Here is a 25,256-nt window from a genome sequence, read left to right on the forward strand (position 1 = left end):
CCATCAGAAATCACCTTGTGTGTGAACCAAAAAAGGAAGTCTAAGCTCTTAAACTCTCAATTAAGGCAGTTATATCGACCTCGTCTTGAGTACCCGAGTTCATATTTTTTAAAGTAAAGGTATTTTTATCCATCTCAGATTCCCCAGCTAAAACCACAAATGGAATACCCCTTTTGTTGGCATAATTCATTTGTTTTTTCATCTTAGTGTCATCGGGGTACAACTCAGCTTTTATACCACTTTCTCTTAACGCTTTAACTGCCTTTAGACCATATAAAGCTTCATTCTGGCCAAAATTTAAAAACAGGACCTCAGTTGTAGTAGTAACAGATGGTGGGAATAAACCAAGTTCATCCAACACCAAATAAATTCTGTCAAGTCCAAAAGAAATACCTACACCACTGACATTTTTAAGACCAAAAATACCAGTCAAATCATCATAACGACCACCTCCTCCGATCGAGCCAATCTTAACTCTTTCAGGCGCAGCAACCTCAATGATTGCTCCAGTATAATAATTAAGCCCTCTGGCTAGAGTTACATCCAACTCCAGGTTCGAAGTCTTAAGACCTAAGGCATCAATAGCTGTTAGTATAAAACTCAATTCTTCCACTCCTTTAAGTCCTTCATCGGAAGTAGATAACATGGTTTTCAAACTTTCTAATTTTGAACCATTACTACCAGTAAAACTAAATAAAGGCTGAACTTTCTCAATAGCCATTTCAGTTATACCTTTTTCCAGCATTTCCTTCTTCACGCCATCTTCACCAATTTTATCTAATTTATCCAGAGCAACAGTAAAATCGATGAGTTTATCTTTGGCACCAATAACCTCTGCAATTCCAGAGAGTATTTTTCGGTTATTGAGTTTAATGGTCACACCCTCTACCCCAAGACTACTAAATACCGTATCATAAAGCTGTATAAACTCTACCTCCTGCCAAAGTGAAGTTGAACCTACTACATCGGCATCACACTGGTAAAACTCTCTGAAACGCCCTTTTTGAGGGCGATCCGCTCTCCAAACAGGCTGCACTTGATAACGCTTAAAAGGGAGATCAATTTCATTTTGGTGCATTACAACATACCGCGCAAATGGAACCGTTAAATCATAACGTAATGCTTTTTCTGAAATCCTTGATGTTAGGGCACTGGCATCTTTTTTAGTATAAAGTGCATCATCGACTTTGGAAAGATAATCTCCAGAATTTAAAATTTTAAAAATCAAGCGATCACCTTCATCCCCATATTTTCCCATAAGGGTCTCAGAATTCTCAAAACTTGGGGTTTCGATAGGCATAAAACCAAAAGTTTCAAAATGAGATTTTATGGTACTGATAATATAGTTACGTTTATTGACTTCCTCTGGTCCAAAGTCTCTTGTTCCTTTTGCGATGCTTGGTTTTTGTGCCATTGTTACTATGTGTTTAGAGATTTACACTAAATTATACCTCAACTATATAGAGTTACTAAAAAATAGGAGTATTACCTTAAAGCTAGCCGTACTTAAATTTTAAATACTTAGATTATTCAATGATGTCGTCAAAGTAACGGAATAACTCCCCTTTGGTGATTATGGCTCCCTTCTCAATGAGTTCAAATTTATCCAGTAACTTATCCTCTGAATAGGCTTTGACAGCAGTCATAATTTCAACATTCTCACCCATAAAGTTTTGTTTGAACCACCCAAATCCATGTTGAGTCCTTAGGTCTATCCCTGGCTGACTTACACGAACTGCAATAAGGTTCATTTGCTTTTCTGTCAAATGAAAAAGATGCATCTGTGTAGCAGAGATATTTTCAAGAAACTCGATTTTGGCAAGCACACCCTCCCAAACCAAATCACTGAAGACATCAATTTCTTCTTCAGCAACCTCTGGTTTATTTTCTTTGATACTTTTCCATTCCTGAGCTGTTATGGATTGTGTAGCCAAAAAGTTTATAAACTCTTGGTGCATTTCCTCTAACTGCTCTTTTGTTAATCTTCTGTACTTCACTTAAATCTTATATTTATCTATGTACAAAAATCGAAAAGAGGTTGCAAAAAAAATAAATTTTTATACAACCTCCTCGTATGATGAAATAATTTCTACTAATTAAGCCTCAGCTACTACTTCAAATGGGAAGTTAACAATTACCTCTCTATGAAGTCTAATAGTAGCCTCATAAGGACCAGCAACTTTAACGTTACCTCCTAAGATGCTTATAAATTTCTTCTCAATAGCTATTTTAGACTCTTTTTGAATTGCTTCAGAAAGATCCGCGTTTGTTACAGAACCAAAAAGTTTGTTTCCAACACCTGCTTTAGCTGTAATTTTGATCTCTAAACCTTTAAGTTGATCAGCGATAACTTGAGCATCATCAACAATTTTCTTCTCTTTAAAGGCTCTTTGCTTTAGATTCTCAGCCAATACTTTTTTAGCAGAAGTGGTAGCTAGAATAGCGTATCCTTTAGGGATCAAATAATTTCTACCGTAACCATTTTTAACGGTTACCACATCATCTTTAAAACCTAAGTTTTCGACGTCGTTCTTTAATATTAATTCCATGGTTACCTTCCTTTTATTTTAATAAATCTGCTACGTATGGCATAAGTGCTAAGTGACGCGATCTTTTGATAGCTACAGACACTTTTCTTTGATATTTCAATGAAGTTCCAGTCAATCTTCTTGGAAGAATCTTACCTTGCTCATTTACTAATTTCAATAAGAAATCTGGATCTTTATAATCGATATATTTAATACCAGATTTTTTGAAACGACAGTATTTCTTTGTTTTGTTAGTCTCAATGTTAAGTGGAGTTAGATATCTGATCTCTCCATCTTTTTTACCTTTTGCTTGTTGCTCTATAGATGTTGCCATGATAATTAAGCTTTTTCGTTAAGTTTTTTTCTTCTTTTCTCCGCCCAAGCAATTGCATGTTTATCCAACTTAACAGTTAAATAACGCATTACACGCTCATCACGTCTAAATTCCAATTCGAATGGCTCAATTGCTTCACCAGCAACTTTGAATTCAAAAAGGTGATAAAAACCACTTTTTTTGTTTTGAATAGGATACGCCAATTTTTTAAGGCCCCAATCTTCTTTAGCTACAAACTCAGCCCCTTTTGAGGTTAAGAAATTCTCAAACTTCTTAACTGTTTCCTTTATCTGAGTATCAGATAAAACGGGATTTAGAATGAAAACAGTTTCATATTGATTCATAATCTTGAATAAATTATTATTATTTTTAAGGCTGCAAAAGTAGAATTAATTATTATATTTACAAAGTGAAGCTTAAAGATTTCGATAAACTAAGGTGAAAAACACCCTTTTCGCCAACATATTTCCCCATTTTACAACAATTGTTTGCTTCAGTGAGGTATTTTGATTAAAATTGTACACGTTAAAAACCAATCGATCACCTTTATAGAATATGAAAATGAATTGTATCATAGTAGATGACTCAAGTATCCAGCGGATGTCTGTGGCTAGGTTGATCAAAAATCATCCGATGCTGAATTTGGTTGCTGAATACAGTAATGCCATTGAGGCAAAGAATGGCCTAAAGAAACAGGCTATTGATTTAATTTTCCTTGATATTGAAATGCCAGTGGTAAATGGCTTTGACCTATTAGAAGCCCTAAGTGAACCACCACAAGTCATACTTATCACCGGAAGCGCTCAATATGCATTAAAAGCATTCGACTACGATGTTACAGATTATCTGCATAAACCCATCACTCAAGAACGCTTCGAGGCTTCTATTAAGAGAGCACAAGAGAATTTCAAACTCAAGGTTGCTTCCAAAGAGGATGATGATCATATTTTCGTAAAAAGTAACTTAAAAAAACGAAAAGTCTTTTTAAATGAAATTAATTGGGTAGAGGCTCTTGGTGATTACATCAAACTAGTTACTGAGGATGCAAATATTGTCATTCTCTCTACCATGAAAGCATTTGAAAACGAACTCCCACCAGAGCGTTTTTTAAGAATCCACAAATCCTATATCGTAAATTTGGATAAGGTACAGAAGTTCAATAGTAAAAACGTTGAAGTTAACGGTAAGCTAATTCCACTTAGCCGTAACAAAAAACAAGACCTTTCCGAGGCCCTTAGTAACTCATAGGATGATACAACACTATTGTGCGTCCACATTGTAAACAATCCTTACACTTCTATATGCCGGTATAGCCTGAAAGCTTTTATCTATTTTTAAAATAGCTCGCTTACTTTTGGGCAAAGATTGATGCGCAGGAATTTTAATTATAATATGCTTATGATACTCATTTCTTATCCTAGCAACAGCTGGAAAAACGGGCCCTAAAATCTCGGTTCCACTACCTTTAAAAACTGTTTTTAAAGATTGCACATACCAATCGCTTGCTTCATTGACTTTACTAAAATCCCTGTGACGGAACACAAGCTTTATAAGTCTTATAAAAGGAGGGTATTTAAACTGATAACGCTCATTAATTTGATCCGTATACATTGCTTGAAAATCATTCATTGATGCCTGTTGAAGGATCTGATGATACGGGTTATAGGTCTGAACAATCACCTTTCCCCTCTTCTGAGTACGACCTGCTCTTCCAGAGACCTGCTGTATTAATTGAAAACTACGCTCATGAGCTCTAAAGTCAGGAAAGTTCAACAAATTATCAGCATTCATTACCCCCACTAAACTCACCTTCCTAAAATCCAAACCTTTAGTAAGCATCTGCGTACCTACCAAAATATCAATTTCTAATCTTTCAAAAGAGCTCAAAAGCTTTTCATAACTATACTTCCCACGAGTTGTATCGGAGTCCATCCGACCCACCTTAGCCTCGGGAAAGAGGTCTGCCAACTCGTGGGCTATCTGTTCTGTACCAAAACCCTTCGTACTTAACTCACTACTCCCACAGGCAATACAACTCTGCTGCATAGCCATAGCATGACCACAGTAATGACAACGCAATTGATCACGATAATGGTGATAGGTCAAACTCACATCACAATTTGGACATTGTGGTGAGTTTCCACATTCTTGACATTCTAAAATAGGCGCATAGCCTCTTCGATTCTGAAATAGTATCACCTGCTCTCCAAGTTCTAAAGCATCAGCAATGGCTTCGATTAATCGATCCGAAAAATGGCCTTTCATGCGCTTTTTGCGATGCTTTTCTTTAATGTCAGTCAATTCAATATCGGGCATTAATACCCCGGCGAATCGCCTATTAATTTCAACCAACCCATATTTTTTATTTTGTGTATTAAAATAGGATTCAATACTTGGGGTGGCAGTTCCCATAAGAACTTTAGCCTGATGTAATTTCCCGAGAACCACTGCTGCATCTCTAGCGTGATAACGTGGAGCAGGATCAAATTGCTTAAAGGATTGCTCATGCTCTTCATCCACTACGATCAAACCTAAATTACTAAAGGGCAACAAAACAGCAGAGCGGGCCCCAAGAACAATCTGAGCTTTATCATCAGACTTTAATATATTGTTCCACACCTCTACGCGTTCATTATTGGAATACTTTGAATGATACACACTAACCTTTTCCCCAAAATATTGCTGTAGTCGTTTAATAAGTTGAGTAGTAAGAGCAATCTCAGGGAGTAAATAAAGAACTTGCTGACCTTTCTGTATGACTTGTTCAATTAATTTAACATATACCTCAGTTTTTCCAGAGGAAGTCACCCCGTGCAAGAGAACAACATCCTTTTCCTGGAACTGACCCTTAATCTGAGTAAGAGCCGTGGATTGGTATTCATTTAAGGTTTTACTCTCAACGGTCTCTTGACCATCATATTGAACCCGATCGGTCTGCAAATGATACACCTCCAAAACTCCTTTATCGATAAGTGACTTTACCACAGCAGAAGATACCTTACTTTCGGTCTCCAACTCTTTGACTTGAATTGGTTTTTGCGTTACAGCTTCCATGGAAAAGAGCTTTAGGACAACTTCTCGTTGCTTTTTTGCCCTAGAGAGGGTATCCAACAAAGAGCTTAAAGCCTGGTCCGAATTATAATCCTGATGCATTTTCACATACTTAACAAGCTTTGGCTTATAGGTCTCATAGACTTCTTCTTTAAGCTGAATTACCTGTTTTTCTATTAAAGCCTTGAGGATCGGAAGTACGTTTTTTCGATCAATGATATCACTGACTTCCTGTATCTTTAAAGAGGATTGATGCTGCAGAGCTTCATACACTAAGGACTCCTGATCGCTAAAAAACTCCTCCCCTTGCCACTGAAAGTTTTTATTTGGAAGAATAATAGTCTCACTCTCTAAAAGTAAAGCGGAAGGTATAGCAGCTTTAAATACCTCCCCTAAACTACACATATAATAAGAAGCTATCCACTCCCAAAACTCAAGTTGACGTGCAGAAACTACCGCCGAACGATCTAAGATCTGATCAATCTCTTTTGCCTTATATGTAGTAGGCGCATTTTGATGAATCGCATACACCAAAGCTGTATAAATCTTAGATTTTCCAAATGGCACCGCCACTCGCATCCCTTTTTCCAAAAAGTCTGCCTCCCGCTCACTGACTTGATACACAAAAGTCTTGGTCAGGGGAATCGGTAATATGACATCTATAAAATGCATTTAATTATAAGGTGATTATAAAGGAAGTTGATAACAGTTTTTCTGGTGGTTTATAATAGCTAATGATCACTCAACCCTTTTCCAATATTGCGTACGGTATAAAAATGCAATATAACCTCGAACATTTAAAATATTAGGATTATCCTCATCCACCCAAAGCTTACACTTGTATTGCTTGCCTTTCTCAGGATCTAATATAGTTCCTCCACTGTACTGATTCCCATCTTTTTCCATACCCTCAATGATAACCATTCCTTGAACAGGTTGATTTCTCTTATCTCCATCACAGCGATCACATACAACATCAGCCCTATCTTTATTTAAAATCTCTTTGACCTTCCCATAAATTTTCCCATCCTGCTGGTATATTTCAACGATCGATTTTTCCACCCCTGTGTCATCATCAATAGTCTTCCATAGGCCGGTGACTGTTTGCCCTTGAACTGCGCCAATAAACAGAACTAGAAAAAAACTCAATAGTGCTTTCATAATTTTAGGATTTTAGTATATCGAATACCTTAATAGTAAAGTTAAAAATTTCTTCGTAAACTCCTTAAAGATGCATTGAGCTCAAAACCAAGCAATACTATATTTGAATTCAACCAGATATACAGCATAAGAATCAGTAAAGCACCAATGGAACCATACAACTCATTATACTTAGAGAAATTCTCAATGTAAATTCCGAAAAAATAAGTGGTCAAAATTATAAGAACTGTCGACATTACAGCCCCTGGAGAAAAGAACTTGGTCTGCTTCCCTTCTGAGGTTCCAAAATAATACAACATGGCTGTGGTAAGAAATGTAATAACCACAAAGAAGAAGAAACGTCCGAGTTTCACCCCAAGAGTCTCACCAGATCCAACAGCGCCATTTGCAGCACTCGCAGCAAGATCATTCACAACATGTCCAATGTAAATTTCATAGACAATAAAACCAACCACAGATCCTAGAAGAACCAAAGCCATTAACATTGCTACTCCAACGGCCACCAAATATTGTCGAATCATGCTTCGGGTATTGACCGAGTGATAAGAGTTTTCAAATCCTCCAAAAATCGCATTAATTCCGTTGGCCATGGTGAAAATGGAAAGCAAAAAAGCAGAAGACAACAGCCCTCCTCGTTGATTTTTCCCAATATCCTCAATAATTGTATCGAAGAACCCTACTGTTCTCGGTGGAAGTAAACTCTCAATAAATACGATGAAATTCTCCTGAAACCCTTCCATAGGCACGTAGGGAATCAAGTTTAATATAAAAAGTAGAAATGGAAAAAGCGCCAGAAAAAAACTATATGCGATAGCACTAGCCCTATCGGTCAGTGCTCCCTTGATAACTCCTATAAAATACATTTCTGTCAAGTCGTATATAGACAAGCCTTCAAACCCAGGAAGACGAATATTTTTCAGCAAACGTACAAAATAGTTTACAACAGGGATTTTATCTAAGCGTTCTTCAATTTCTATAGACATATTAAAGGGCTTTTAAACTTAGATCCAAATTCGATACTGAGTGCGTTAGGGCTCCAGATGAAATATAATCAACCCCGCAATCAGCATAAAGGCGAATGGTTGATTCATCTATCCCACCTGAAGATTCCGTTTGACACTGATCTCCAATAAGGGCCACAGCTCTTTTACTATCCTGATAATTAAAATTATCCAATAAAATTCTATACACCCCACCTGAATCTAGGATTGTTTGGACCTCATTTAAATCTCTAGCCTCCACAATGATTTTTAAATCTTTATTACTTGTTTTTAAATAATCTTTTGTCTTTTGAATGGCCTGGGGAATTCCACCCGCAAAATCAATATGGTTGTCTTTCAACATAATCATATCGTAGAGTGCAAAACGATGATTCTCCCCTCCACCAATCTTAACAGCCCATTTTTCCAATGCCCGAATTCCTGGAGTAGTTTTACGGGTATCCAAAATCTTTGTTTTTGTACCCTCCAAAAGTTTTACATATTTGGCAGTTTTTGTGGCAATAGCACTCATACGCTGCATCGCATTAAGCACCAATCGCTCTGCCTTTAAAATAGATTGGGAAGTACCTTCAACATAAAAAGCAACGTCACCGTGTTTGACCAGTGCCCCATCCTCTATAAGAATCTCAATTTTTAAATCGGGATCCACATAAGCAAAAACCCTTTTAGCAAAGGCAACTCCAGCAAGAACACCAGTGTCCTTTACAAGTAATTTTGCCTTCCCTTGTGCACTAGGCGGAATACACGCCAAAGAACTATGATCCCCATCCCCTACATCCTCACGTACGGCATTGGCTATAATTAAATCCAATTCATTCTCAAATTGAAGTTTTGATATCATTGTAATTATTTTTTCGCTAAGTTAAAAAAATATTAGGGGCTTCAATTGCGCATATCACACACTTTAACCTTAATTTTAAAAAGCAGAAAACTTATTTCTGCCATAAAATGACCACACTTACCCACAGTCTTTAAATATACTACCAAGTTAAAGCACGGCAATTTTAAACCAAGTCATTACAATATTATTCTAGGAGTTTCCTACTTTTACCCCATGAACATTAAACTCATTGTAGTAGGGAAAACAGATGATTCAAACCTTATTGAACTCATTGCACAATATACCAAACGTTTGTCGCATTATGTGAATTTCAGTATAGAAATCATTCCAGATATTAAACAAGCAAAGAATCTATCGGAGTCTGAGCAAAAGACAAAGGAAGGTGCGCAGATATTATCCAAAGTCTCACCAGCAGATTGCGTAATCCTATTAGATGAAAAAGGAAAACAATTTTCATCAGTTGACTTTGCTGCCCAGCTTCAAAAACGCATGAATAGCGGCGTCAAGCAATTGGTATATGTCATAGGCGGCCCATACGGATTTTCTGAAGAGGTGTATCAAAAATCACAAGGAAAGATCTCCCTTTCACACATGACTTTTTCCCATCAAATGATTCGATTGTTTTTTATAGAGCAGCTATACAGAGGATTTACCATATTAAGAAACGAACCCTATCACCATCGCTAAAGGTTAAAAAAAATAAAATTAAAGTATGAAGTTAGTTTTTGCCACACATAATCATAACAAGTTAGCTGAAATAAAATCGATACTTCCTCCACATATTGAGATTGTAAGTCTATCAGAAATAGGCTGTGATGAGCCCATAGAAGAATGGGGAGAAACCATAGAGCAAAATGCAGTTATAAAAGCAAAATACATTTGGGATCACTATAATTTAAATTGTTTTTCAGACGACACGGGATTAGAAGTTCTAGCACTTGACAATGCACCAGGGGTCTATTCGGCACGTTATGTAGGCCCAGAGAATAATGCCCATAAAAATATGGCAAAATTATTAGAGAACCTTCAAGGCAAGACGGACAGAAAAGCACGTTTTAAAACTGTGATTGCCCTAATAATTGATGGGACGTTACAACAATTTGAAGGAATTGTAAATGGTGAAATCTCTGAAAAGCAATCAGGGGAAGGCGGCTTTGGGTACGATCCCATTTTTGTTGCCGATGGCTTTAATCGCACTTTTGCAGAGCTTAGTAAAGAAGAAAAAAACAACATCAGTCACAGGGGTCGGGCTTTTGAAAAACTGGCAAACTTTTTAAAGTAATTGACCTAAAATCGACCTTTATTCAAGGGCTCATCATACAACATTTCTACTAGGCGAACAGCGTCAAGAACGCAATCAATTAACTTTCAAATAGTTACATCTAAGCTCCCAAGGTGTTTTATTCAAATATTTATAACTATAAATACCTAACAATCCAATAATTAAGATTACCTTTGCCCCCTTATTTTAAATACATATATGAATAAATTTGAACAATTAGGACTGAACGAACAGCTATTAAAAGCCATTCACGATATGGGCTTTGAGTCGCCGTCTGAGGTACAGGAGAAAGCTATTCCGGTCCTACTAAGCCAAGAAACAGACATCGTGGCCTTGGCACAAACAGGAACGGGAAAAACGGCTGCTTTCGGCTTTCCTATGATTCAAAAGATCGACACTAAAAGCAAAACTACACAAGGGCTTATTCTTTCGCCTACTCGTGAGCTTTGTTTACAAATCGCTCATGAATTAAAACAATATTCAAAATACTACCCTTCTTTAAATGTCACTGCCATATATGGTGGTGCTAGCATTATAGAGCAAGCAAATCAGGTCAAAAGAGGATCGCAAATTGTTGTGGCCACTCCTGGACGTATGAAGGATATGATCAGCAGAAAAATGGTAAACATTTCTAAAATACAGTATTGTGTTTTAGACGAGGCTGACGAAATGCTGAACATGGGATTCTATGAAGACATCAAAGATATTTTGTCTCATACACCCAAAGAAAAAAGTACTTGGTTGTTTTCAGCTACTATGCCAAAAGAGGTTTCGAACATCGCTAAGAAGTTCATGAATCAACCACATGAAATAACTGTGGGTACAAAGAATTCAGCTTCTGAAAATGTACAACATGAATACTATGTTGTAGGTGGTAGAGATCGATACCTAGCATTAAAAAGGTTAGCAGACACAAACCCAGATATCTTTTCGGTCATTTTCTGTAGAACCAAAAGAGATACCCAAAAAGTAGCCGAAAAACTTATAGAAGACGGATACAATGCTGGAGCATTACACGGAGATTTAAGTCAAAATCAACGTGATATGGTCATGAAATCATTCCGTAACAAACAAATACAAATGTTAGTGGCTACGGACGTTGCTGCTCGAGGAATCGACGTAGATGACATCACCCATGTGATCAACTATCAATTACCAGACGAAATTGAAACCTACACCCACAGAAGTGGTCGTACGGGACGTGCTGGTAAATCTGGAATTTCCATGGTGATTATCACCAAGAGTGAACTGCGAAAAATCAGTGCTATAGAGCGTATTATCAAACAAAAGTTTGATGCTAAAAAGATTCCATCAGCAGATGAGATATGTGAGATACAATTGTATCACTTGGCCAGCAAGATCAAAAACACTGAGGTAAACAAGGAGGTAGAGACCTATCTTCCTGCTATTGAAGATGTTTTAGAAGGAATTGACCGTGAGGAACTAATCAAAAAAATGGTTTCTGTTGAATTCGGACGTTTTGCGGAATACTACAAAAAAGCTGGAGATATCAATGTTTCTAATAATGGACGCAGTGAAGACTTCTCTTCAGAAGGCAAGGTAAGGTACTTTATAAATGTTGGTTCAAGAGACGGATACGATTGGATGGTATTAAAGGACTTCCTTAAAGAACAATTAGGTTTAGGAAAGGATGACGTCTTTAAGGTAGATGTTAAAGAGAGTTTCTCTTTCTTTAACACTGATGCTACCCACACAGAAAATGTATTAGCGACATTCTCAGAATTCAAACTTGACGATCGCTTTATTAATGTCGAGGTATCTAAAAACGCTCATGAGAACAGAAATCGTGGCGATCGCTCTGGCAAAAGGTCTAGAAAAGGTGGTAGAGACTTTAACAAGGGGAAAGATCGAAACTTCAAACCTAAAAGTCATAGGGGAAAAGGAAAGCCTAAAAAAAGGTTTTAGTTAATAATAAATTAAAAATGCGTCTAATAGGCGCATTTTTTGCTTTAGTTTGCTATTTTTAGCCCCGCTATATATTGCTAATTTTGCCTAAACTTTAAAAACGAAGTTGCTAACTATTTAATACCACACTATGTTTAGGCTCAGGAATACTTTTTTAGTATGTTTGAATTAATGAAAAAAATTATATGTTTACTGATTCTCTTAACTGCTGGTATAGGATTTTCACAAAATGATGATACTACAGGTGAACTCCAAGGAGTCGTGTTTAACACCTCAGATGAATCAGTTATGGGGAATGTACACGTATTAAACCTGAATCAGGTCATTGGTACCATTACTGATGACAAGGGACAATTCAACATCACTGCCCGAGTAAATGACACCTTATACTTGTCATATATCGGCTTTAAAGCCGTCAAGGTAAGAGTCACTAATGACATGATAAAGTATCAAAACACCAAGATCGGTCTGACAGAATTAGCCTTTGCACTTGAAGAGGTGGTTGTACGCCCTTATCAACTCACAGGTTACCTGGATATCGATTCTAAAAACATTCCCATCAACCAATCAGCACGTTATAGCATATCAGGGTTAAACATGGGCTACGAGGCTGGAAGTAGAAACCCCAATGCCTTTTCCAATATATTGGGATCCATTTTCAACCCCGCGGATTTTCTACACAATCTCTTTGGCAAAAAGCCACAGCAGATGCGCAAATTGCGTAAGATGCAAGAAGATGATAAAATCCGTAGTTTACTATCTTCAAAATTTGATCGGGAAACCCTTATGGCACTACTACAAGTAGACAAATTAGACATTGAAGAAATTTTGAGAAACTGCAACTATTCAGATGGCTTTATCGAAACGGCCAATGACTTGCAGATTCTCGATGCCATCAGCAACTGTTACGAAGAATACAAGGTGTTAAACAGAAATAAGTGACCCCTCTATAAAGCCTGATTCTCCTGGGTATATCGGCTTAAAACATCATCGATACTCCTTATAGATTTCATGGTCCAATCAAGACGTTTTTCAGTATACTGCTCCATGTTTAATTGCCAAGGAATTTCAGATTCATTTAAGCGTGATCGCAACTGGTGAAGAATGATTGCTGCAGAAACGGATATATTTAAACTCTCCGAAAAACCCTCCATTGGAATATGGATATAGCCATCGGCTTGGTCCATAATAGCAGAAGATAGTCCAGATTTCTCCGTTCCAAAACATATCACTGACTTCTCACTAATATCAAAGTCTTCCAAAGGAGCGCTTGTCTTTAGTGGTGTAGTGGCAATAATTTTGTAACCGTCTGATCTTAGACGATCAATACATTGCTTTGCGGTATCAAAACGATGAACATCCACCCACTTCTCGGATCCCATAGCAATATTTTTATCCAATCTTTTTCCGAATTGTTCTTCGATTACATAAAGTTGTTGAATACCAAAAACATCACAACTACGAAGTACAGCGCTTGTATTGTGCAATTGGTATACATCCTCAATACAGACGGCAATATGATTGGTACGCCTTTCAAGCACATGCTCAATGCGCTCTCTTCGTTCAGGGGTAACAAATCCATTTAAATAATCAATTAATGACATTTGGAAAACAAAAATTTAATAAGAATTTTTCGCGGCAACACTTTTTTGTTAAAGGGTCACCCACTGGTTTAAAAACTAAAATACAACTTTTTAAATCATTTTAAAAAGTAACCTTTCTATACAAAAATAAAATCTTAGGGCTTAAAGGCTCCTCAATATTGAATTTGGTCTGAATATTGTGGCAAATTAAACATCATCAATAACTTTTAGTTAAAACGTATTAACAAAAAACTATTCTTTCTATATTTGAAAGGTCACGGAAAATACAAAAGCATGCTAACAAGAGTATCCATTTTTACCATTGGATTTTTATTTACACTTCTCTCATACGGCCAAGGACCTAAAACCTACACCTCCTCTGAAATTTATCAGGCAGTCCAGAAACTTAACTTTTTAGGAACAGCACTCTATATAGCTGCTCATCCTGATGATGAAAACACCCAATTAATCTCATATTTATCCAATGGTGTTAAAGCACGCACAGCCTATTTATCCATTACCAGAGGTGATGGTGGTCAAAATCTCATTGGACCCGAACTTAGAGAACTTCTAGGGGTGCTTCGAACCGAAGAGCTATTAGCTGCTCGAGCCATCGATGGTGGTAAGCAGTTTTTCACACGTGCCAATGATTTTGGCTATTCCAAACATCCCGATGAAACCCTTAAAATTTGGAACAAAGAAGATGTCTTATCCGATATAGTATGGGTGATCAGAAACTTCAAACCCGATGTAATCATAAATCGATTCGACCACAGAAGTCCTGGGTCTACCCATGGACATCACACCTCATCCGCAATGTTAAGCATGGAGGCTTTTGATAAAGCCAATGATAAAAATGCCTTCCCTGGGCAGCTTAAACATACCGATCCTTGGCAAACGAAAAAATTATTTTTCAACACCTCATGGTGGTTCTATGGTAGTGAGGAAAAATTTCATAAAGCTGATAAATCCAATTTAATCTCGGTGGATGTTGGCACCTATTATCCGAACCTTGGAAAAAGTAACAATGAAATTGCATCTGTAGCAAGAAGCCAGCATTTAAGTCAAGGATTTGGCACCCTAACCTCCAGAGGCTCCCATCATCACTATTTAGAACTTCTAAAAGGTGAGTTAGGTGGAAGTCAAATTTTCGATGGTATCAATACCAGTTGGACCAGGGTCGAAAAAGGGGAAGAAATCGAAAAAATTCTTTTACCAATAGAAGAAGATTTTAATTTCACCAATCCCTCTGCACATATCCCTGATCTTCTAAAGGCTTATAAATTAATTGATGCTCTAGAAGATCAACACTGGCGATCGGTCAAACTAGAACAAATCAAAAACATCATAGGGGCATGCAGTGGTTTATTCATTGAAACCACAACCGATATTGCAGCAGCAGTTCCTGGATCTGAAATTGAGATTCAAGCAAACCTTCTCAATAGATCACCAATACAAATGGAGTTAGAGAAAATTGAAATCCTACCCAGCAATACAGAATTTCCATTAAAAAGAACATTAGAGAACAATCAGATAGAGAATATCCCTTTGCGCTTTAAAATCCCACAAGACAGTGATTACTCTAATCCTTATTGGCTCAATAACCCAAGTACCTTAGGAATGTATCAGGCCCCCTTGGAGCTACGTGGTAAGGCGCAAACACCTGCGGCCATACCAATTAAAGTCACCATAACAATACAAGGTGTACCAATTGAATTTAAAACCTCTGTTGTTTATAAATTTGCCAAACCTGACAAGGGCGAACGCTACCAACCTTTTGAAATTCTACCTAAAGTAACGGTAAATGCTGCAAGTAAAGTAATGGTTTTTGCCGATCAGAGGCCAAAACCATTATCCCTTTCTATCACTTCGGCTACTAATAAGATAAACGGTGTAGTGAGCTTAGAGACTCCAAACGGCTGGAAGGTGTCTCCCAGTGAGCATAAGATTGTAATTCCCAATAAAGGAGAAGTAAGAACAGTGACATTTATAGTTGAACCCCCAAAGCAAGAAAGCCATGGAAATATCACCCCTGTGGTGACCGTTGAGGGTCAGCGGTTCTCTAAGGAATTAAACACCATCAACTACCAACATGTTCCGAGGCAGAGCGTCCTATTAGACCCTAGTGTTAAGGTGGTACGTTCCAATATCGATATTAATGGCAATCGCATAGCCTATATCAACGGCGCTGGGGACGCCATTGCTGAAAGCTTGGAACAAATCGGCTATAAGGTCGATTTAATAGATCCCAATGAAATCTCCGCTAATTTGCTTAAAAATTACCATGCGGTGGTTGTAGGCATTAGAGCCTATAATATCAGTAAGACACTAAAATTTAAACAACATCTCTTATTTGATTTTGTGAAAAATGGAGGAAATCTTATAGTACAATACAATACCGTTAACCGGGAAGGTAAAGGACCGTCCAACTTAGCCCCCTTCTCATTGGAGCTTTCTAGAAAGCGTGTAACCGATGAAAATGCCCAAGTGACTTTCCTAGCTCCAAATCATCCGATTTTAAATAGTCCTAATAAAATTACCCAAGCGGATTTTCAAGGTTGGGTTCAAGAAAGAGGATTGTACTTTGCACAAAATTGGGCCAGAGAGTTTGAACCCATACTAGCTATGAATGATGCGGGAGAAAGTCCAAAAGAAGGAAGTCTTTTGGTAGCTCCATATGGAAAAGGTTACTATATTTATACAGGCTTGAGCTTTTTTAGAGAACTACCTGCAGGTGTTAGTGGCGCATACAAGCTTTTGGCCAACATGATCTCCTTGGGAGAGCAAGATAAAACGAACAACAACGCATTAAACAACTAATCATGCTAAACAAATTTGAATGGAAACGCGCTTATACCCTTGTGCTGTTATTAAATGCGATCTATATTTTTATATTTTATTTAATAATGTTCTCTAACAAGTAGCCCTACTATGGAATTAATCGATTGGATTGTTTTAGTAGGTACGTTACTTTTTATCGTAGTCTACGGGTATTGGAAAACAAAAGGAAGCCAAGATGTAAATGACTACATACTAGGCGGAAAGGAGGCTAAATGGTGGACAGTCGGGCTATCCGTAATGGCCACCCAAGCTAGTGCCATTACCTTTCTATCCACACCTGGACAAGCCTTCCACGATGGAATGGGATTTGTCCAGTTCTATTTTGGACTCCCCCTGGCCATGATTATTATTTGTATGGTATTTATCCCTATATACCATAAATTAAAAGTGTATACTGCCTATGAATTTTTAGAATCACGGTTTGATCTAAAAACTCGATCCTTAGGAGCAATCCTGTTTTTAATTCAACGAGGATTAGCCGCAGGGATCACCATATATGCCCCCTCTATCATACTCTCTGCAGTACTTGGTTGGAAAATTGAAACCCTTAATATAATCATCGGAATACTGGTGATCATTTATACAGTTTCTGGAGGTACCAAAGCAGTAAGTGTGACTCAGAAACAGCAAATGTTTGTTATAATGGTCGGAATGTTCACCGCTTTTTATCTAGTGATGAGCTACCTACCAGATGACATTAACTTTGGAAAAGCACTAAAAATAGCAGGAGCCAATGACAAACTAAATATCTTAGATTTCTCATTAGACTTTACTAGTCGATATACATTTTGGAGTGGTATTACTGGAGGACTTTTTCTTGCGCTAGCCTATTTTGGAACCGATCAAAGTCAAGTACAGCGCTATTTAAGTGGTAAATCAGTAAGGGAAAGTCAGCTAGGATTGATCTTTAACGGTCTTTTAAAAGTCCCCATGCAGTTCTTTATTCTACTTGTTGGGGTAATGGTATTTGTATTTTATCAATACAATCACTCTCCACTGAACTTCAATCCTGCTGCAGTACAAGCAGTTCAAAACTCAGAATACGCCCAAAAGTACCAGTTAATGGAAAAAGAGCACCTGGTCTTAGAAAAAGAAAAAAAGATTGCACAAGAGCGATTCTCTGCCATGTTAGACATGAAAGACTATTCCCTTATCATGTCAGCAAAAAACAAAATTCACGATATCAATGTGGAGGAACGACAAAACCGCGAACAGGCTAGGGCACTGATCCAACAAGTTGATAAAGATCTAGAGACGAACGATAAGGATTATGTATTTATACACTTTATATTAAATAATATTCCAACGGGTCTTGTTGGTCTACTACTAGCTGTGATATTCTCAGCGGCCATGTCCTCCACCTCATCCGAGCTCAACGCTTTAGGGACCATTACAACCATGGATTTATTTAAAAGACAACAAAACAAACAACACAGCGAGCGCTATTATTTAAATGCCACTAGATGGTTTACCCTTGCTTGGGGAATAATTGCCATCTGCTTTGCCAATTTCGCCACCCTGCTAGATAATCTCATTCAACTAGTCAATATTATTGGATCCATCTTTTACGGAAATGTACTTGGAATATTTCTGATAGCTTTTTTTATCAAATTTATCCGTGGGAATGCCGTGTTTATCGCCGCCATTATAACACAAATATTGGTGATCCTACTCTATTATTTTGCGATATACCAGTACGACACTGGAGAGGAGAAACTAGGCTATATGTGGCTCAATTTTATAGGCTGCGCCCTAGTGATTATATTAGCCCTATTATTTGAAATCATAAACAGATCTACCCATGTCATCAAAAAGTAAACAAATAAAATGGGGCATACTTGCCCCAGGCCGCATCGCCACAAAATTCGCGAGCGATCTCGCTACACTTAAAGATGCACAATTATATGCTGTTGCCTCAAGAAATATGGATAACGCGATCGCATTTAAAAATACATACAAGGCAAAGGTAGCCTATGGGAACTACATGGATTTAATGAATGATCCCAAAGTCGATGCCATCTATATTGCTACACCCCATGCATTTCATAAGATTTACACCATTGATTGCTTGAGAAGAAAAAAAGCAGTACTATGCGAAAAACCATTAGCCCTAAATAGTGCAGATGTGGAGCAAATGATTCAAGTAGCTCAACAAGAAGACATTCTTCTTATGGAGGCCTTATGGACCTGCTTTTTACCACACTTTAAGCAGGTGCTTACTTTTATAGAATCAGGCGCCTTTGGAGAAGTACTATCTATAGAAGCTGATTTTGGATTTTTACCAGAATTTATCCAAGGTGGAAGATTGTTTGACAAGCAGCTAGGAGGGGGAAGTCTTTTGGACATTGGCATATACCCTATCATACTAGCTCTTAGCATACTAGGAATCCCTGATTCGATAGAAGCCCACGCCCAATTCTTTGAAACAGGAGTTGATTCCGAATGCAAAATGAAATTTCACTACCCACAAGGCAAAACAGCGCTGTTGCACTCCACCCTATTAGAACAAACCCCTACCCAAGGGGTCATACAATGTGAAAAAGGGAAAATCGTTATTCATCCATCTTTCCATAAGCCAAGCAAAGTGAGCTTTATCGATCATACAGGTAAAGAGACATTAAAAGACTTTGGAGTTGGAACATTTGGATATGATTATGAAATTTCACACTTTAATGACTTACTTCGAAGAGGAAAAACACAAAGCCCTATTGCTTCCTTTGAATTTAGTAAGAATCTAATGCAGACTATGGACAAGGTAAAAGAAATCATAGGACTTAGTTATTTTGAGTAAGCCTACTCGATTAAATACTTACAATTGACTTAAAACCTATAGGAAAACACCGCAGCACCATAAATTTCCTCAATTAGAAATATGCATTTGGTAACCAAGCTCCCAGATTTCTTTTACCATATTTAATTTGTTGAACATTAAGAACTCATAAAACAAATAAACAGTATATTTGCTCCATGCTTTTAAGAAAAGGAAATAGCCTATTGGTATCAATACTGTTAATATTGGTACTCTCGAATTTATCTCGTGAAGCCCCTTCTCTGGATAAATTTAACCAGGGTGCTATTTCCCATCAAACCACGCAGGAAAGCAATTTAAGTTCTCGGATTCAAATCCAATTTCAATTTCAAGCCTTCACGAATATCTACAAGCAGTTTGATGTCAAAACCGAGACACTTAACATTATTAGACCATTTGAGGGCTTAGTAAGATTTACCAGCCCACTCTTAATCACCACATTCTTCACCCTTAACAAGGATTTGGAACTGCATAGTTTATCGGCTAAAAATAGAATAATTCAACATTTACTTCCCTTTCATGGCTTCTCCTAAGCCAACAATCTTTTCTAAAATAAATCGATAGTTACCACATTGCGCCATTTGGCTATTAAGAAGCCTTAAAGGTGGTGCTCCGCTATTTAATCGCAATTTAGGCATAAAACGAGCCAGTATAGACCCTATGTCTATATAGCTCAAAATGCAACCAAGGGTAAAAAAGTAGACAATCATGTATTGGCTTAAAAGTATAAATTTCAATTATTTCACCAGTTTATTATTCTTCTTGGTACTACAATCCTTAAGTACTTCCAAGAGCTATAAAACGGTGGAATGCCTCAGAGCCTTGGATGCTGTTTCTTCTGTGGTATTAACCTCCACAAACCCCATACAACAATATGGATTAGAACCACTAACGGTACATTATAACACCTTCCATCAGCTTAACAATAATCCAGGCACTTCTTTAAAGTCCGCAATTGACTGTGATGCCATGCAAGAAGCACTAACAGACAAAAAGATAAGGAGAATGTATTTTAATGGACACCATGGCACTAGAGGTGTAATCGCACTACTGTTTCCTTTTCATGGATTTACATAATATGATTGTTACAACAAGAGAATCATTAAGACATTTTAAAAAATCTATTATATACTAAAACTATGAGTTCAAATACTGCTATTATTGGAATCCTATTATTACTAATCTTTATTGTTCCAATTTTTTATGCCATCATTAAATCAAAAGCTAAAAAACGTAAAATTGAAGGACTAACACAAAAGCTAATAAATCAGCATGAGCTAAGTCCTACTGACACTTTCAATGACCTAGGAAAACAACAATTTATTCTAGATGCGCACTCCAAAAAATTATTGCATTTCGAAATTGAAAAGTCAGGGGAATCAAAAGGAAATATATGGGCCATCAATGACCTTAAAAGCATAAAACCTGATTATAGCTATTATACCTCCCCTTCGAACCAACAAATTATTGATAAAATGCACCTTGAGATAGTAGAAAAAGATGGAGATAAAACATCCATATTAATCTACGATGAGAATACAAACAACATACATGAGGTGGATCAATTTAGAGCTACTTTAGAAAAATTAGTAAGCAAAGTCAATACTTTGCAACGCTAGAGAAATGTTTTGTTCATGGTTGGAGAGCATCCAGATCAAAGGAAATTAAATTTCTTTGATCATGGGTGCTTTTCTTTGTCATCTAAACAAGGGTTTAAACTTAGCTTTCTCGCTTACCAATATCCATATTAGAATTGCTAAAAGAACCAAAACAAGTGGTAATCCCGAGGTCTCAACAACCGTGTTGGTAAGTAAAACACCTACAAAAACAGGAAGAATAACAAGGGATCCAAGAGCACGCGTCTTTGGAAATATAATTAATAATCCACCTAGGATTTCTGCCACAGCCACAAGTGGAGTAAGCCATATAATCTCAGACATTGCCATCATATCATTGACGAGTTCTGTAGGCAAATCCTCTGGAACGGGCATATAATTATAAAATTTGTTTAACCCAGCATTTATAAACATGAGTCCGAACAAAGCAGATACTACAAATAAAACTTTTTTAGCCATAATTCCATAAATTTAAAATAAACATTCAAAGTGTTATTCAAAGCAAAGCAGACCTCTTAAAAAGCTATAAGCCAGACTATACAGTGAAAAAGTAAGTGAATTTAATTTTTTTATCCTAATAAAACAGGGTAAAAAACGACAATCTAAAGTGTCAATACCGTCACCTAGCTCACCTTAAAAGAATACTTTTATAGTTTATAAAACATCAAATTACAGCTTGAGGTGATTCTTAAGATCGGCTGTTTTAGCACAGCCGCATTGATCCATGATCTGTTGAAGTTGAACCTTTAAAAGTGAAATGGTATGATCGCCACCCTTTTCTCCTAGTGCTGCAACTCCATACATAAAACTACGTCCTAAAAAAGTAAATTGTGATCCACTAGCCATGCATCTTGCGATATCTGGTCCTTCACGAAGTCCACTATCCATCATCACTTTAATTTGATCTCCGTAAAGTTGTGCAATCCGTTTCATGGGCATTAAAGTAGACTCACCAGCATCTAATTGCCGCCCTCCATGGTTAGAGACTATAAGACCATCCAAACCTAATGCAATAGCACTCTTGGCATCTTTTTCATTGGCAACCCCCTTTAGCACCAACTTTCCTTTCCACTTTTCGCGTATAGGTTTAATTCGCTCTTGAGTTAATCGACCAGAGAAGGTATCATCCATGAATTTACCTAGTTGCGCTAAATCTAAATTCTTAGGCATATAAGGCTTTAAGGTCTGAAAATTCGGTTGACCATACTTTAAGGTCTTTATCGCCCACTCGGGGCGCTTTAAAATTTGAATAATATTACTTAAGGACATCTTAGGGGGCATCGCTAAACCGTTTCGGATATCCCGAGGACGAAATCCAAAGGTAGGAACATCACACAGGATCACCAGTACACGATAACCAGCAGCCCAAGCACGGTCCAAAATATCCTGACGAACTTCTTCTTTGGCTGGATAGTACAGCTGAAACCAGGCTTTACCCTGGGTTATTTCTCCAATTTTTTCAATACTACTAGTGGTCACAGTACTGAGTATAAAAGGAATATTATGTTCAAAAGCTGACTTTGCTAAAATCTCCGGTGCATTAGGCCACATGAGTCCTTGCAACCCCACTGGAGCTATTCCAAAAGGCGCATCGTAGGTATGTCCAAATAGTTCGGTTTTCATATCCGAACCAAGGTGTTGGTCCAAATAAGATGGAATTAGCTCAACATCCCTAATTTCTTTGGTGTTTTTAATTAAATTGACATCATTATTACAACCACCATCCAAGTATTCAAATGCAAATTTGGGAATTTTTTTTATCGCGTGATTTCTAAGATCATCAACACTCGGATATCGTCCATCAAATTTTATTTCTTTCATTTTTATTATAATGCCTAGGGCAATTGAAATATGTTATTCATCAGTAGCCATTTCTCTCCTTTATGCGCAAAAGGCAGGGCTTGTTGATATTCCCACATGAGATTTTCCCATCGTTGGACCTCAGGGTGAGTTGGATCACCAATAGGATCAGTTTCAATTGAAAAATCATCTTCTACCTTCACTATCATAAACAATCTGTTGGCTAATTGGTAAATTTTCATATCCCTGACCCCTGATTCCTTTATCTTTTCAATAACGATCGGCCAAACATTCTTATGATGAACAATGTAAGAAACGATCTTCTCTGGATTATTTTGCAGGTCTAAAGCAAATGCATATTCTTTCATTTTTTAGCGATTTTATATGTTTTGATAATTCTTATGTACCCAAGAACCGTAATATACGATAAAGACAAAACAAAATAAAGGAAGTGCAAAAGAGAAATTGGCCTCAGATACCCCTAAAATATTTAAATCATTCACTGCCACACCGCCAAGATCGATCACCATTCCTTGAAGTTTAGGCATTAAGGCACCACCAACTATAGCCATAACCAAGCCAGCTGCTCCTATTTTGGACTCTTCTTCCGATAGCCGATCTAAAGCAATTCCATAAATGGTTGGAAACATTATGGACATACAAAAAGAGACCAGTACTAAGGCGTACAGCCCTGGAACACCTACTAAGAATATGGTAGCCAAAGCACATATAGCAGCAGTAGTTCCGAAGTACATCAACATTTTTGAGGCTGTGATGTATTTTAAAATCCATGTTCCAATGGCTCTACCAATTAAAAATAATACAAATGCTCCAAATTGATAGTTTGCCGCATCTTCACTTGACATACCAAAGGCTTCGGCATATTGGTAAATATACGTCCAGCACATGATTTGTGCTCCTACATATAAGATTTGAGCTATCACACCATAACTATACTTCTTATTACTAAAGAGTTTTTTAAAGGTGTTGCCAAGGCTAGGAGTTCCTCCTTGATCGCGAGCTTGAGGCATTTTACTAAGTAGAATTATAAAAAAGACTGCTAAGATAACTAGACCCAAAACCACATAAGGATCCCTTATAGCCATTAAGTCCGTTGTTCGAACGAGTGCTTTTTTAGCTTCAGTTAGCACCGAAAAATCTGTAATATCATCTGATTGCAATTCTTCTAACACAAATTGCTGGGCTACTAAAAGACCGAGCAATAAACCAACAGGATTAAAAGCTTGCGCCAAATTAAGCCTACGTGTGGCTGTGGAAGGATGACCCATAGCTAGAATGTAAGGATTTGCAGTAGTTTCCAAAAATGCCAACCCAAAGGTCAGAATATAAAGTCCCAAACAAAAAAACCAAAATTCTTCCGATATAGCTGCTGGATAGAAAAGTAAGGCCCCAAAGGCATAAAGCACAAGTCCGATAAGAACACCTGTTTTATAAGAATATTTACGTACAAATAAAGCAGCAGGAAGTGCCATGCAGAAATATCCGCCATAAAAGGCCATCTGCACCCATGCAGCCTCGGAATTCGACAATTCCAATACCTTTTTAAAGGCTTGAACCATAGGGTCGGTCACTGAGTTAGCAAAGCCCCAAAGTGCAAATAATGAGGTAATTAAAATAAAAGGCTTTAAGTTTTTTTTGTTTACAATTTTGATTTTTTCAGTTTTCATTTAGTTGATTGGTTTAATGGCGCGATCTAGGTGGGTATACCCCCCATCCACGTAAAGCAATTGTCCTGTGGTATGACTAGATTTTGAAGATAATAAAAATGCCGTGGTATTTGCTATTTCTTCTGCTGTGGTCATTCTATTTTCTAGTGGTATATTCTCGATGATTCCTTTGAGTTTCTCCTGAGGATTCTCAAACCCTTGAATCCACCTTTTGTATAAAGGAGTATAACTCTCAGCTACAATAATGGCATTGACCCTAATTTTATAAGGCAATAACTCTACAGCCCATTCCCGGGTAAGTGCATTTCGCCCCCCGTTTGCAGCGGCATATCCTGAGGTTCCACCTTGCCCGGTAGAAGCTGTTTTAGAGCTAATATTGACAATAGAACCTTGATTTTTTTTAAGCTCATCCAAACACAGGTGAGCCATCATGTAATAATGTGTTAAATTCTTATTTATCGAATGAATAAACTTCTCATAGCTCCCTCCAGAGAGTGACACGCCATCATTTACCCCAGCGTTGTTCACCAGACCATCTATGCGCTTATGCTTTGTAATTATCGAAGAAACCACCCGCTGACAAGCCTTGGGATCGGTCAGTTCAGCAATTTCATAATCCACCGATCCTCCCTGATTCTTAATATCCCTTACGGCTTTTATTACATCTTTCTCTGTTCGACCGATAATAATAACTTTGGCTCCTTCCTGAGCCAGGACCTGGCTAATACCAAACCCTATACCCTTATCACCACCGGTTACTAAAATTACTTTGTTATTTAATTCTAAATCCATTCT

At 37.4% G+C, this 25,256-nt stretch carries 25 protein-coding genes; 10 read left to right on the plus strand and 15 right to left on the minus strand.

Annotated elements, in window-relative coordinates:
• Window positions 1-40: 40 nt before the first annotated feature.
• The 5 genes from hisS to rpsF all read right to left on the minus strand — a co-directional run bounded on the left by hisS (window position 41) and on the right by rpsF (window position 3,206).
• On the minus strand, window positions 41-1,414 hold the full coding sequence (gene hisS, locus I215_RS05815) for a histidine--tRNA ligase (RefSeq protein ID WP_008991034.1): 1,374 nt from the start codon (window positions 1,412-1,414) through the stop codon (window positions 41-43).
• 112 nt (window positions 1,415-1,526) lie between these two features.
• On the minus strand, window positions 1,527-1,997 hold the full coding sequence (locus I215_RS05820; protein WP_008991035.1) for a DUF6495 family protein: 471 nt from the start codon (window positions 1,995-1,997) through the stop codon (window positions 1,527-1,529).
• Window positions 1,998-2,096: 99 nt separating this feature from the next.
• A complete protein-coding gene (gene rplI / locus I215_RS05825; protein ID WP_008991036.1) occupies window positions 2,097-2,549 on the minus strand; it encodes a 50S ribosomal protein L9 in 453 nt (150 codons plus the stop codon).
• A gap of 13 nt (window positions 2,550-2,562) precedes the next feature.
• Window positions 2,563-2,862 carry a 30S ribosomal protein S18 gene (gene rpsR, locus I215_RS05830; RefSeq protein ID WP_008991037.1) on the minus strand — a complete coding sequence of 100 codons (300 nt, stop codon included), beginning with the start codon at window positions 2,860-2,862 and terminating at the stop codon, window positions 2,563-2,565.
• Between the two features lie 5 nt (window positions 2,863-2,867).
• Complete coding sequence (gene rpsF, locus I215_RS05835; protein WP_008991038.1) at window positions 2,868-3,206, minus strand: 30S ribosomal protein S6; 339 nt, start codon at window positions 3,204-3,206, stop codon at window positions 2,868-2,870.
• Between the two features lie 211 nt (window positions 3,207-3,417).
• Here rpsF and I215_RS05840 point away from each other — a divergent pair, with 211 nt between their 5' ends.
• Window positions 3,418-4,110, plus strand: coding sequence for a LytR/AlgR family response regulator transcription factor (locus I215_RS05840; protein ID WP_008991039.1), 693 nt, complete (start codon window positions 3,418-3,420; stop codon window positions 4,108-4,110).
• Window positions 4,111-4,122: 12 nt separating this feature from the next.
• Here I215_RS05840 and priA read toward each other — a convergent pair whose 3' ends face one another.
• The 4 genes from priA to nadC form a co-directional block, all read right to left on the minus strand.
• Window positions 4,123-6,585, minus strand: a complete 2,463-nt coding sequence (priA, locus tag I215_RS05845; protein WP_008991040.1) for a replication restart helicase PriA — start codon at window positions 6,583-6,585, stop codon at window positions 4,123-4,125.
• A 66-nt stretch (window positions 6,586-6,651) separates the two neighbouring features.
• The gene (locus I215_RS05850) at window positions 6,652-7,074 is read right to left on the minus strand and encodes a DUF2147 domain-containing protein (protein WP_008991041.1); all 423 of its coding nucleotides are present in this window, start codon (window positions 7,072-7,074) and stop codon (window positions 6,652-6,654) included.
• Window positions 7,075-7,115: 41 nt separating this feature from the next.
• A complete protein-coding gene (locus tag I215_RS05855; protein WP_008991042.1) occupies window positions 7,116-8,057 on the minus strand; it encodes a YihY/virulence factor BrkB family protein in 942 nt (313 codons plus the stop codon).
• 1 nt (window position 8,058) lies between these two features.
• Window positions 8,059-8,916: a carboxylating nicotinate-nucleotide diphosphorylase gene (nadC, locus tag I215_RS05860; protein ID WP_008991043.1), complete on the minus strand. Its 858-nt coding sequence runs from the start codon at window positions 8,914-8,916 to the stop codon at window positions 8,059-8,061.
• Window positions 8,917-9,129: 213 nt separating this feature from the next.
• Here nadC and rlmH point away from each other — a divergent pair, with 213 nt between their 5' ends.
• The 4 genes from rlmH to I215_RS05880 all read left to right on the plus strand — a co-directional run bounded on the left by rlmH (window position 9,130) and on the right by I215_RS05880 (window position 13,066).
• On the plus strand, window positions 9,130-9,603 hold the full coding sequence (gene rlmH / locus I215_RS05865; RefSeq protein WP_008991044.1) for a 23S rRNA (pseudouridine(1915)-N(3))-methyltransferase RlmH: 474 nt from the start codon (window positions 9,130-9,132) through the stop codon (window positions 9,601-9,603).
• Between the two features lie 25 nt (window positions 9,604-9,628).
• A complete protein-coding gene (locus I215_RS05870) occupies window positions 9,629-10,198 on the plus strand; it encodes a non-canonical purine NTP diphosphatase (protein ID WP_008991045.1) in 570 nt (189 codons plus the stop codon).
• Between the two features lie 198 nt (window positions 10,199-10,396).
• Window positions 10,397-12,124, plus strand: a complete 1,728-nt coding sequence (locus I215_RS05875; protein WP_008991046.1) for a DEAD/DEAH box helicase — start codon at window positions 10,397-10,399, stop codon at window positions 12,122-12,124.
• Window positions 12,125-12,295: 171 nt separating this feature from the next.
• The gene (locus I215_RS05880) at window positions 12,296-13,066 is read left to right on the plus strand and encodes a carboxypeptidase-like regulatory domain-containing protein (protein WP_008991047.1); all 771 of its coding nucleotides are present in this window, start codon (window positions 12,296-12,298) and stop codon (window positions 13,064-13,066) included.
• 5 nt (window positions 13,067-13,071) lie between these two features.
• Here I215_RS05880 and I215_RS05885 read toward each other — a convergent pair whose 3' ends face one another.
• Window positions 13,072-13,728 (minus strand): TrmH family RNA methyltransferase, encoded by a 657-nt coding sequence (locus I215_RS05885; protein ID WP_008991048.1) that lies wholly within the window; start codon window positions 13,726-13,728, stop codon window positions 13,072-13,074.
• A 273-nt stretch (window positions 13,729-14,001) separates the two neighbouring features.
• Between I215_RS05885 and I215_RS05890 the strand changes: the two genes are divergently transcribed.
• The 5 genes from I215_RS05890 (at window position 14,002) to I215_RS05915 (ending at window position 20,976) form a co-directional block, all read left to right on the plus strand.
• A complete protein-coding gene (locus tag I215_RS05890; RefSeq protein ID WP_008991049.1) occupies window positions 14,002-16,527 on the plus strand; it encodes a PIG-L family deacetylase in 2,526 nt (841 codons plus the stop codon).
• Window positions 16,528-16,638: 111 nt separating this feature from the next.
• Entirely contained in the window at window positions 16,639-18,366 is a 1,728-nt protein-coding gene (locus tag I215_RS05895) for a sodium:solute symporter (RefSeq protein WP_008991050.1), read from the plus strand.
• Window positions 18,350-19,339, plus strand: coding sequence for a Gfo/Idh/MocA family protein (locus I215_RS05900; protein ID WP_008991051.1), 990 nt, complete (start codon window positions 18,350-18,352; stop codon window positions 19,337-19,339). The genes I215_RS05895 and I215_RS05900 overlap by 17 nt, the downstream gene beginning before the upstream one ends.
• A gap of 726 nt (window positions 19,340-20,065) precedes the next feature.
• Window positions 20,066-20,434, plus strand: a complete 369-nt coding sequence (locus tag I215_RS05910; protein WP_008991053.1) for a hypothetical protein — start codon at window positions 20,066-20,068, stop codon at window positions 20,432-20,434.
• A 62-nt stretch (window positions 20,435-20,496) separates the two neighbouring features.
• Window positions 20,497-20,976 (plus strand): hypothetical protein, encoded by a 480-nt coding sequence (locus I215_RS05915; protein WP_008991054.1) that lies wholly within the window; start codon window positions 20,497-20,499, stop codon window positions 20,974-20,976.
• Window positions 20,977-21,054: 78 nt separating this feature from the next.
• Here I215_RS05915 and I215_RS05920 read toward each other — a convergent pair whose 3' ends face one another.
• From I215_RS05920 to I215_RS05940, 5 genes are all read right to left on the minus strand, one after another.
• Window positions 21,055-21,432: a DoxX family membrane protein gene (locus I215_RS05920; RefSeq protein ID WP_008991055.1), complete on the minus strand. Its 378-nt coding sequence runs from the start codon at window positions 21,430-21,432 to the stop codon at window positions 21,055-21,057.
• A gap of 210 nt (window positions 21,433-21,642) precedes the next feature.
• Window positions 21,643-22,794 carry an alpha-hydroxy acid oxidase gene (locus tag I215_RS05925; RefSeq protein ID WP_008991056.1) on the minus strand — a complete coding sequence of 384 codons (1,152 nt, stop codon included), beginning with the start codon at window positions 22,792-22,794 and terminating at the stop codon, window positions 21,643-21,645.
• A gap of 14 nt (window positions 22,795-22,808) precedes the next feature.
• Window positions 22,809-23,141, minus strand: coding sequence for an L-rhamnose mutarotase (locus tag I215_RS05930; RefSeq protein WP_008991057.1), 333 nt, complete (start codon window positions 23,139-23,141; stop codon window positions 22,809-22,811).
• Between the two features lie 12 nt (window positions 23,142-23,153).
• Window positions 23,154-24,461: an L-fucose:H+ symporter permease gene (gene fucP / locus I215_RS05935; protein WP_008991058.1), complete on the minus strand. Its 1,308-nt coding sequence runs from the start codon at window positions 24,459-24,461 to the stop codon at window positions 23,154-23,156.
• The gene (locus I215_RS05940; protein WP_008991059.1) at window positions 24,462-25,253 is read right to left on the minus strand and encodes an L-fucose dehydrogenase; all 792 of its coding nucleotides are present in this window, start codon (window positions 25,251-25,253) and stop codon (window positions 24,462-24,464) included.
• Between the last annotated feature and the right edge of the window lie 3 nt (window positions 25,254-25,256).

Source organism: Galbibacter marinus, assembly GCF_000300875.1.
In the GTDB taxonomy this organism is placed as follows: Bacteria; Bacteroidota; Bacteroidia; order Flavobacteriales; family Flavobacteriaceae; genus Galbibacter; species Galbibacter marinus.